The following is a 10427-nucleotide window of genomic DNA, read 5'->3' as shown; positions in this document are numbered from 1 at the left end:
TGCCAACCGTACGCTGGCCCTGGACGTTCGAGTGCCCGCGGATCGGAGAAGGACCTGCTCCGGGCTTGCCGACGTTACCGCGCAGGAGCAGCAAGTTGGTCACCATTCGCACGTTCTGCACGCCGAGTCGATGCTGGGTCAGACCCATGCCGTAATGGATTATGACCGCGTTTGCTTTCGTGTACTCGTTGGCGGCCGCTTCGAGGGCACCGCGCGTCAAACCACTGGCCTTTTCAATGTCGGCCCATCTCGCGTCGCGCGCGTACTGCGCGAAACGCTCGAAGCCGACGGTATGCTCGCTGATAAAATCGACATCGACCACACGTGGCTTGCCCTGCTCGACCGCTACGTCGTCGGCCGCAATCACCGCCTTGCAAATGCCCAGAATTGCCGCCGTATCGCCGCCCGTCTTCACCTGGTGGTACTGGGTGCTGATCTGAGTATGATCCGGCGTCAGCATTTGCAGCGGCGACTGAGGGTTAGCGAAGCTGATGAGGCCCGGCTCGCGCAGTGGATTGAACGTGATGATCGGTACGCCACGTTTGCGCGCGTCCTGCAACTGGTGGAGCATGCGCGGACTGTTCGTGCCGACGTTCTGGCCGAAGAAGAACATCAGGTCGGTCTTCTCGAAGTCTTCCAGCATGATGGTACCGACGCCAACCCCTATCGCCTCCTTCAGGCCGACGCTTGTGCTCTCATGACACATGTTCGAACTGTCGGGCAGATTGTTGGTGCCGTACATGCGCGCGAAGAGCTGGAACATGTAGGACGTTTCGAGCGACGCACGGCCGGAGGTGTAAAACACCGCGCGATCGGGCTCGATCGCGCGCAATTCGCGGCCGATCTCGTCGAAGGCTTCTTGCCAGTCAATCGGCACATAATGATCCGTCGCACTGTCGTAGCGCAGCGGCTCGGTCAACCGCCCTGCGTCTTCGAGATCATGATCGTGCCACGCCAGGAGTTCCTCGACCGTATGAACCCGGAAGAAGTCCGGCGTCACCCGTTTGGACGTGATGTCCCACGCAGTAGCTTTCGCGCCGCTTTCACAGAACTCGAAGACATGCGGGTCGGCCGGCTTCGCCCAGGAACAGCTCACGCACATGAATCCGTCGGGCTTGTTTTGGTGGTACAGAACCCGGCTCTCCGCGAGGGGCACTTTTTCCTGCGCGAGGATCCGGGTCACCGCCTTGAGGGAACCCCATCCTCCCGATGCGTAGGGATAGGCCTCGCTTTTGGTTTCCTTGCTCATTGCACGCCCCGAAAAAAGAGTCGACTGCCTTTCATTGAGCAATGACCATGCCCCAGTGCCGCCGGTCGTACGTGTAGGACCCGATGGAACGCAAGATGCTGTAGCACGAGGGACGAATGCCGGATGAATCGGCATGGAGGACATGCCTGAACGAAGCGCGCATCGGCTGCGAAGCGATGAGTGCAATATCGCCACGCGAAGTTGACGTAAGCGGATTGACAGTTTTCGAAAGGATGGCGCAGGTGTCCATCCCTGTTCAGCACTGCCCGTCGCGGTCGACTGAATGCGAAATCTGCCCACCGACATTGAACATGGAGCGTGTCATGTCTCGCGAAAGCTCGAACCTGTCGCCAGCAATCACCACGATGATCCGCCTCGATCACATGCATGTGCTTGCTGCGTTTCATCGCTACCATCGTGACAGCGCGTGGTGGAGAAAGCGCGCCATTGTCAATTCCGTCTGCGCGGCACTCGAAATTCACGCGCAATTGGAGGAGGAGATCTTCTATCCCGCCCTCGCGGAAGTCGCCGCAACGAACCAAAGCTTGCAAGCGAGCCGCCCTGCACACGATGCCGTGCGCGCGACCATCCGGGAACTGCGGGCAACCGGCCCGGAGAATGCGGCTTACGACGCGCTGTTCATGCAGTTGATGCGCGACACGCTTCATCACGTCGCCGACGAGGAGACCGTGCTGCTGCCGATGGCGGAGCGTGCACTCAAGCAACAGTTGCGGTCCCTCGGCGCCGACATGACGCGCCGGAGGATTGAGCTGCTGAAAGAGCGTCCGACCGAGGTCGCGGTCAACACGATGCGCACCTTCCCGCTCGCGACGCTGGCACTCGCGACCGCCTTCGTGGTCTGCCTGACTTGCGCAGTGCGCGGCAATGCGCGTCGTCGACACGGCTAGGGATGAGAGCGCCCGCAGACCAAACGCTCGCGGCGCGCGGTTAGACATGCGGTGAAGTCACGCGTCACATGGAAGCTTTCCCGCCCGGGAACGGTGTTTGCTCTCGCATTTTTGTTCTCGCCGTATCGCTTCGACCGTTCGCGCCTCCGGCTATCCCAGCCGCCGTCTGAAAGGGGACTTCATGCAGCGATCTTTCGATGAGCGCCCTGCCCGCCGTCGGAAAAGTCCGCGCTCGATGTTGGCAACGGCGTCGTACGTCTTCGCGATCTGCGTACTCGTCAAGACGCAGATCGGCGAAGGCATCGCAGCACCATTCCAAAGCGCGCTTGATCCCGCCGGCATCCAAGCCGAGCGCATCCTGGACCTGTGGCATTTGACGCTCACTGTCTGCTGCGTGGTTTTCGCGGCGATCCTAATAGCCTGCCTAATCGCGCTGCTGCGCGCGCCACGCGCCGGACGTGAAACGCCCGCTGATATCTCGAGCACACTGAACGCCGAGCCCCGGCTGCGCCGGTCGGTGATCGCCGCTACGGTCGTGTCGGTCGTACTGCTTTTCGGACTCGTGTTCGCCGACGTGCTGACCGACCGCGCGCTTTCCCGCCTGCCAGTTGCGGATGCGGTCCACATCGAACTGACCGGACACCAATGGTGGTGGGAAGCGCGATACGCTGCCGATGAAGGCGCGCCTGCCTTTACGGTTGCAAACGAACTGCACGTGCCGGTGGGACGACCGGTGGTCGTGTCCTTGGTTGCGGCGGATGTGATCCACACTTTCTGGGCGCCTAACCTGCACGGCAAGAAGGACATGATTCCGGGCCGCAGCGCGACAATTGAGTTTCGCGCGGATCGCGCCGGTTCCTACCGCGGCCAATGCGCAGAATTCTGCGGCGTGCAGCATGCGCTGATGGCCTTTGTCGTCGTGGCCGATCCTGCCGCGGATTACGAGGCATGGGCGGCACGCCAGCGTGAAGCCTCCCCCACGCCCGTGGGCGCGCTCGAAGCGCGGGGCCAGCAGCTTTTCATGACCGGTTCGTGCGCCCGCTGCCACACGATTTCGGGCACACCCGCAACCGGCAGGCCAGGCCCGGACCTGACGCACTTCGCGAGCCGCGGAACGCTCGCGGCCGGCACGCTCGTCAACGATCGTGACGCACTCGCGCGCTGGATCACCGATCCGGGCGCGCTCAAGCCCGCCGCGATGATGCCGCCGACCCGCCTGGCTCCCTCCGATCTGCACGCGCTTGTCGCGTACCTCGAGACCCTTCGATGACCAACGCGACGACCACCGCTGACAAAGGCGCCGCCCTGCTCGATGGCCCCGATGCGTCGCCGAATGTTCGAGAGGCCCTGGCTGCGACCTGGCGCGACCCGCCCGGCTTGATCGGCATGCTCTGCGCGATCAACCACAAGACGATCGCGCGCCGTTTCATGACGACCACCTTCGTCTTCTTCATTCTGGGCGGACTGCTCGCGCTCGCCATGCGCACGCAGCTCGCTCGCCCGGACGCGCGTCTGATCGATCCGGGCCTGTACAACGAACTCTTCACGATGCACGGCACGACGATGATGTTTCTCTTCGCCGTACCGGTGATGCAGGCGGTGGCGGGCTTCCTCGTGCCATTGATGATCGGCAGCCGCAGCGTCGCATTCCCGCGCATGAACGCGTATGCGTACTGGGTGTTCCTCTTCGGCGGGATTCTGCTCTTCGGGTCGCTCGCGGTGAACGCGGCGCCCGCAGCCGGCTGGTTCAGCTACGTGCCGCTCGCCGGTCCTGATTATTCCACGGGCAAGGGCACCGACATCTGGGCGCAGATGATCACCTTCACCGAACTCTCGGGGCTCCTCGAAGCGATCGTCCTCACCACCACGATCTTCAAGCTGCGCGCGCCGGGCATGTCGCTCAACCGCATGCCGCTTTTCGTCTGGGCGACGCTCGTCACACAATTCATGGTGATCTTCGCGATGCCTTCGGTGATGCTGTGCAGCACCGCGCTGATTCTCGACCGGCTCGTGGGCACGCACTTCTACAATCCGGCCAAAGGCGGCGACGTGCTGCTCTGGCAGCATCTCTTTTGGTTCTTCGGCCACCCAGAGGTGTACCTGATCTTCATTCCGCCGCTCGGCTTCATCTCGTCCATCATTCCGACTTTCGCACGCCGTCCGGTGTTCGGCTATCCGGCGATGGTGCTTTCGCTCATCGCCACCGCTTTTCTCGCGTTCGGCCTCTGGGTGCATCACATGTTCGCGACCAACATCCCCGAACTGGGAAAGAGCTTCTTCACCGCGGCGAGCCTGATGATCGCGATTCCGTCGGCGATCCAGATCTTCTGCTGGATTGGCACGCTATGGACCGGCCGGCTCAACTTGAAGACGCCGCTCTACTTCGTGCTCGCGTTCTTCTTCATTCTGGTCCTTGGCGGCCTGACGGGGCTCATGCTCGCCTCGGTGCCGCTCGACCTGCAAGTACACGACACCTATTTCGTCGTCGCGCATCTTCATTACGTGCTGATCGGCGGCGCCGTGTTCCCGCTTTTCGGCGCGTTCTACTACTGGTTTCCGAAGTTCACCGGCCGCATGCTCGACGAGACGCTCGGGCGCTGGAACTTCTGGCTCTTCTTTATCGGCTTCAATGTCGCCTTCTTTCCGATGCACCTGCTCGGCCTGCAAGGCATGCCCCGGCGCGTATGGACCTATCCGCACGGCATGGGCTGGGACGGCATGAATCTCGCAGCGACCATCGGCGCGTGGACCATCGCGGCGAGCGTGCTGCTCTTCATCGTCAACGTCGTGACGAGCTACCGGCGCGGCGCTCACGCACCGGCCGATCCGTGGGGAGGGGGCACGCTCGAGTGGAGCGTGGCGTCCGTGCCGCCGCCGCACAACTTCGACGCGATACCCGTCGTGCACGGTCGCGATCCGTTGTGGGAGTCGACGGCCCAGCCGCAATTCGTGGCGGGGCTCGCGGCCGATGCGCGCGAAGTGCTGGCCACCAGCGTGCTCGACGCGAGGCCCGATCACCGGCCGCTGTTTCCGGCGCCCTCGATCTGGCCCTTCCTCAGCGCGCTCGCGACTACGGTGCTCTTCATCGGCTCGATTTATACGCCATGGGCGGTCGTGTGGGCATCGGCGCCGGTGGCGCTCGCGATGATCGCGTGGTTCTGGCCGAAGCGCCGCGAGAACGCGCGCGCCGTTGCCCGGGAGCGGCGGCCATGACGGCGAATCGACGCTCCACGCTCGCGCGCACCCGCCCGCGCGACGCCGAGTCCTCCGCGCTGGTGCTCGACGTGCGCACACTGCCGACATACGGTTACGGTCATCGCAGTCTGATGTGGTGGAGCACGATGGGCCTGATGCTGATCGAGGGCACGGTGTTCGCGATCGCCGTGATGATGTATTTCTACCTGCGCACCATGGCGCCCTCCTGGCCGATGGCCACGCGCGCGCCCGAGCTTCGCTGGGGCACGCTGAACACCGTCCTGCTGCTCGCGAGTCTTGTGCCAAACCAGCTCGCCAAGGGTGCCGCCGAGCGCGAAGACCTCCAGCGGGCGCGCTTGTGGCTCGTCGTCTGCGTTCTGGCGTCGGTCGTGTTTCTGGTGATCCGCGGCTTCGAATTCACGACGCTCAATGTGAGCTGGTACAACAACGCCTACGGCTCGGTCGTCTGGCTGCTCCTCGGACTGCATACGACGCACCTCATCACCGACACCATCGATACTGCCGTGCTCGCGGTGCTGCTTTTCATGGGGCCGCTGGAAGGCAAGCGCTTCGTCGATGTCAGTGAGAACGCGCTCTACTGGTACTTCGTCGTGTTGAGTTGGCTGCCCATCTACGCCGTCATCTACTGGGCCGCGCGCTACTGAGAGAGAGCCGATGCGAACATGGCTTGCGCTTGTCGTTGCACCTTCCTTGGCGCTCGGCTGCCTGAGCGTCAATTACGCGCTCGTTTCGCTCGTGCGCGTTTGCACGTCCGCGAATGCCGCGGTCAACGGCGTGAGCGTGGCGAGCTTCGTCCTCTGCCTTACGGCAACAGCGCTTGCAGGGCGGCGCTGGCGCTCGGCGCGCAACGCCCTTGCCGCCGATAGCGTCGCGCTGACCGCTCGCGCGGGTTTCATGGCGTCGGTGGCAACGGGCGTCGGCGTGATTTCAACCTTGTCCATTCTCGCCATATCGATACCGCAATGGATGCTCCCGCCATGCTGATCGTCCGCTTGTGGGTCGTCGCGCTGCTCGGATGGGCGGGCGGCGTGCACGCCCACGTGCTCTCCGCCGACGATCGCGTTTCGCCCCACTTCGGCTGGAGCTTCGAGCCGTGGGTAGTCGCCTTGCTGGTCGCGAGCGGCGGGTTGTATGCCGTAGGGTACCTGCGCCTGCGCCGCCGCAGCCGTCGGTCCCGAAACGTCCGCGCAGTTCACCTGGCCTCGTTCGCATGCGGCTGGCTCGCGCTGACCATCGCGCTCGACTCGCCGCTCGATGCGCTCGCCGCCGCGCTCTTTTCGGCGCATATGGTTCAGCATGAAATGCTGATGCTCGTTGCGGCGCCCCTGCTCGTGATCGGTCGCCCGCTCGCCGTCTGGATCTGGGCGTTTCCCGCGACGATGCGCGGCGGCATCGCCCGCGCAGTGCGCACGCGCTGGCTCCGCATGCCATGGCGCGTGCTGACGATGCCGCTCGCCGCGTGGCTGCTGCACGCAGCGGTGCTGTGGGGCTGGCACGCGCCGGTGTTCTTCGAGGCCGCACTCGCGCGGCGCGGCATCCACACATTGCAGCACGCGAGCTTTCTGATAGGCGCCCTGTTGTTCTGGTGGACGGTATTCGGTAACACGTCGCGTGGAGCGCATGGCGCGCACGCGCTGCTGTCGCTTTTCACCACCATGGTTCATACCGGTGCGCTGGGCGCGCTGCTCACGCTCGCACCGGGCCTCTGGTATCCGTCGTACATCGAAAGCACGAGCGCGCTCGGCTTCGATCCGTTGCAGGACCAGCAGCTGGGCGGGCTCGTGATGTGGGTGCCGGGCGGGCTCGCGTATGTGATCGGTGGGCTCGCGCTGGGCGCGCGCTGGCTCGCGCGGCGCGCACCGTCTCCATCGGCCATACGCGTCGACATAGACGGCGCAAGCGTTCGCGGTACCGCCGCGCAGGACGGCTGACATGCGGCGCACTGCGAGACTATCTGCGCTATTCCGACGCCGCGCACACAATCGCGCTGCGGGCATGTCGCGGCTGCGCGATGGCCGCATCTCTTGTCTGAGCGCGTTGCTGGTTCTGGGTGCATCGCTCGCAACGTGGACAAGCGCGGCTGTTGGCGCCCAGGAAGACCTCGTCACGCGCGGCGCCTATCTCGCGAAAGCCGCCGATTGCGCGGGCTGCCACACTGCCCCAAAGGGCGGTGCGCCCTATTCGGGCGGCCTGGAGATGAACTCGCCGTTCGGTACGATCGTGAGCAGCAACATCACGCCCGACAAGCGGTTCGGGATCGGCGCCTACAGTCTCGATGACTTCGCCCGCACGCTGCGCGAAGGCGTCGCGCCGGGTGGCAAGCGGCTCTATCCGGCAATGCCCTATGCCGCCTTTTCGAAGATCACCGACGACGACATGCGGGCACTCTACGCTTATATGATGCACGGCGTGCCGCCCGTCGCGAAAATTCCGCCGCCGACACGCGTGCCCTTCCCTTTTAACCAGCGCTGGGCGCTCGCAGGGTGGGACTGGATCTTTGCGCCCACCGGCACGTTTACGCCGCGCCCGGGCCGCGATGCCGCGTGGAACCGCGGCGCGTATCTCGTGCAGTCGCTCGGGCATTGCGGCTCCTGCCACACGCCGCGCGGTGCGGGATATCAGGAGCGCGGCTATGACGAATCGTCGAAGCACTATCTGGCGGGAGGGATCAACGATAACTGGTACGCGCCCAACCTTCGCGGCGATCCGGGTTCTGGACTCGGGCGCGTCGCTGAAGAGGACATCGCCGCGTTTCTCAAGACGGGGCACGGCGGCGGCAACGTCGCTTTCGGCAGCATGGTGCAGACAATCGAGGACAGCCTGCAGTATCTGACCGACGACGATTTGCTCGCAATCGCGCACTACCTCAAGAGCCTGCCCGCGACGGGCGCCGCCGACGGTCGATACGATCCGCGTCCGTCCGCCGTGCAGCCCGTGTCGAAAACTCTCGCACCCTACACGCCGCCCGCGATCGGCGCGGCGGTCTATGCGTCGTTCTGCGCGGAATGCCATCGACCGCAAGGAGAAGGCGTGCAGAACGCGTTTCCGAAGCTGGCGGGCAATCCGTCGGTCATCAGCGAGGACACGACCTCGCTCATCCGCCTGCTGGTCGAGGGCGGCAACAGCCCCGCGACGAAGAGCGGGCCGCCTCACCAGACCATGCCCGCCTTCACCGGCGTCCTGACCGACGTGCAGATTGCCCAGGTGCTTACGTATATCCGCGCGTCATGGGGCAACGACGCACGGCCGGTCACCGCAAACGACGTCACGGCGCTGCGAAGCAAATTGCACAAATGAGCGGCCGGCGGCGAGTTCGTTTAGCAGTGGCCCCACCGTATCCAGCGTGATGACCTGCTGGCCGGCGACCCTTGCGAGACGACGCTCGCCTGTAGGCGCTCGAACCCGCTGCGCGAGTAACTCGCCCGTAAGTCTGGCACTCACTGGGGAGCCGGGAGAGCGCGTAGCCAGACCGACGGTGACGGGCTGCAGTCATCCGCAACCTCTCTGCGCCGTGCTCAGCGAATGACCGCTTCAGCGCGACCCCTAGGACCGGAATCGACTGTAGATTCAACCGTTGGATGCAACACCAGATGAGTCGGGTCGCATGTCTACGCAGCTGCCAGCATAGTTCCTCGACACTCGGCTGAACCGCAGTGACAGGCATAGGTGCGTTTCATCGCCGCTGTGCGATGCCCTTCTACCTGCAATTGGTAGCCGATGAAAAGTTCCCCTCCCTTCTTGATCGGACGGATCGCTCTGATGAACACTCGTTCGCCCTCTTGTTCCGCCTCGCAATTCGGCGCGCAACAATGATTAAGCCAACGGGCCGAATTTCCACCTTGCGCCCCGTCGATCACGCGGCCGTCGTCCAGGTCGAAGAAGAAAGTGTGGCCGTCCTCGGCGCCTGAGCGTGCGTAGGCCCGTTGCGCCACCTTCCACGAGACTAGCTTGCCCTTGTACTCAAGGATCAAAGAACCGGTACGGATATTCGCGCGCGAGAAGACGCCGCGACCATGAACTGGAGAACTGCGAACAACGATACGACGCATGATGAGGATATGACAGAAAGCGAGGAAAGAATGGGTATTCGCACAGGCAACGCTTCGCTATGATAGAGGCGTTCATAAAACGCTGTCACGCCTCATGACCGCCTTTCCTCTTCGCGTACGTATGAAACGCAAGCCAGTTCGAGGCGCACTCGCCCGAAATCAGGACCGAATTGTCGAAGTGCTTGGAGAAGCACGCAGTCAGCGCGTGATGAGTCGTTCGATCCATCCCGACGGCACCGAACGCCGAACCGCGGTGAAGTGGGTGAACCTGCTGCCATTGGATGGACATCTGTTCTAGCGAGCGATTGCCTTTGGAGCGGGATAGGCAAGGTGGGCGCCTGCCGATCTTGCTGATGACCACCACGTCCTTAAATGCCGTGCCGACCGTAATCTCCATGACCTTTGGAGACTGAGCTCGTTGTCATTGCGCCGGTCTTCGAGCTGCCTCGGGAGCCGACCGCAAGAGAGAAGTCAGGGGCCCGACGAAGGCACAAATATCCCATGTCCGCAAGCTCTCGCGACGAAAGACCGACGAACAACTTCGACTAGAGCCGGTCACGGCGTCGCTGTTCCCCGTCTAGTTCGAGCCGCGCCTTGAGCTTTTGACTCGCATGAAAGGTGACGACGCGTCGCGCTTCAATGCTAGTCGTTTCGCCAGTTTTCGGATTGCGTCCGGGACGCTGCGATTTCTCACGCAGTTGAAACTTGCCGAAGCCAGACAACTGCACATCTTCGCCGCTTTCCAACGCGTCACGCATCACCTCAAAAAAGGCTTTAACCATCTCCTTCGCTTCGCGTTTGTTCAGAGATGCTCGGTCGCTCAGCATTTCAACCAGTTCCGCCATGCGAAGCATCGACATCTCACCGGGTGTTTCGGCTCTGGAGATTGGGCTATCGCGCACTATGGCGCCGCGTTGCGCCGAAGATAGGGCAAGGCCAGCTTGCTTCAACTCCCCCTCCTGCTGTCGATGATTTGATGTGCCTCGTGAGCGCAGTGATTCAATG

The 10427-nt window shown here is 63.4% G+C and carries 11 protein-coding genes; 8 read left to right on the top strand and 3 right to left on the bottom strand.

Going from position 1 to position 10427, the window contains the following annotated elements; genetic code table 11:
- Positions 1-1249, bottom strand: a 1249-nt coding sequence (locus BG61_RS36830) for a molybdopterin-dependent oxidoreductase (protein WP_035943058.1), incomplete at its 3' end; no start/stop codon positions are given.
- Between the two features lie 323 nt (positions 1250-1572).
- On the opposite strand from BG61_RS36830, the gene BG61_RS36825 reads away from it, so the two are divergent.
- From BG61_RS36825 to BG61_RS36795, 7 genes are all read left to right on the top strand, one after another.
- Positions 1573-2157, top strand: coding sequence for a hemerythrin domain-containing protein (locus tag BG61_RS36825; RefSeq protein ID WP_035943056.1), 585 nt, complete (start codon positions 1573-1575; stop codon positions 2155-2157).
- Positions 2158-2338: 181 nt separating this feature from the next.
- Positions 2339-3427, top strand: a complete 1089-nt coding sequence (gene coxB / locus BG61_RS36820; RefSeq protein ID WP_411776677.1) for a cytochrome c oxidase subunit II — start codon at positions 2339-2341, stop codon at positions 3425-3427.
- Positions 3424-5370, top strand: a complete 1947-nt coding sequence (gene ctaD, locus BG61_RS36815; RefSeq protein WP_035943054.1) for a cytochrome c oxidase subunit I — start codon at positions 3424-3426, stop codon at positions 5368-5370. Before coxB ends, ctaD begins: the two co-directional genes overlap by 4 nt.
- Positions 5367-6017, top strand: coding sequence for a cytochrome c oxidase subunit 3 (locus BG61_RS36810; protein ID WP_063177193.1), 651 nt, complete (start codon positions 5367-5369; stop codon positions 6015-6017). The genes ctaD and BG61_RS36810 overlap by 4 nt, the downstream gene beginning before the upstream one ends.
- A 10-nt stretch (positions 6018-6027) precedes the next feature.
- On the top strand, positions 6028-6357 hold the full coding sequence (locus BG61_RS36805) for a hypothetical protein (protein ID WP_035943053.1): 330 nt from the start codon (positions 6028-6030) through the stop codon (positions 6355-6357).
- Positions 6351-7304 (top strand): cytochrome c oxidase assembly protein, encoded by a 954-nt coding sequence (locus tag BG61_RS36800; protein ID WP_051673049.1) that lies wholly within the window; start codon positions 6351-6353, stop codon positions 7302-7304. The genes BG61_RS36805 and BG61_RS36800 overlap by 7 nt, the downstream gene beginning before the upstream one ends.
- 64 nt (positions 7305-7368) lie before the next feature.
- On the top strand, positions 7369-8670 hold the full coding sequence (locus BG61_RS36795; protein WP_035943049.1) for a cytochrome c: 1302 nt from the start codon (positions 7369-7371) through the stop codon (positions 8668-8670).
- 311 nt (positions 8671-8981) lie between these two features.
- On the opposite strand, the gene BG61_RS41000 is transcribed toward BG61_RS36795, so the two are convergent.
- On the bottom strand, positions 8982-9422 hold the full coding sequence (locus tag BG61_RS41000) for an SET domain-containing protein (protein ID WP_075584315.1): 441 nt from the start codon (positions 9420-9422) through the stop codon (positions 8982-8984).
- Between the two features lie 121 nt (positions 9423-9543).
- Here BG61_RS41000 and BG61_RS43500 point away from each other — a divergent pair, with 121 nt between their 5' ends.
- Positions 9544-9720, top strand: a complete 177-nt coding sequence (locus BG61_RS43500; protein ID WP_169743339.1) for a hypothetical protein — start codon at positions 9544-9546, stop codon at positions 9718-9720.
- A 247-nt stretch (positions 9721-9967) separates the two neighbouring features.
- Here the strand turns inward: BG61_RS43500 and BG61_RS36780 are convergent, their stop codons facing one another.
- Positions 9968-10372, bottom strand: coding sequence for an integration host factor subunit alpha (locus BG61_RS36780; protein ID WP_035943042.1), 405 nt, complete (start codon positions 10370-10372; stop codon positions 9968-9970).
- Between the last annotated feature and the right edge of the window lie 55 nt (positions 10373-10427).

It is taken from the genome of Caballeronia glathei, from assembly GCF_000698595.1.
GTDB classification, from domain to species: domain Bacteria; phylum Pseudomonadota; class Gammaproteobacteria; order Burkholderiales; family Burkholderiaceae; genus Caballeronia; species Caballeronia glathei.
The sequence above is the reverse complement of the archived record's forward strand: the minus strand, read 5'-3'. Positions and strand labels throughout refer to the sequence as shown.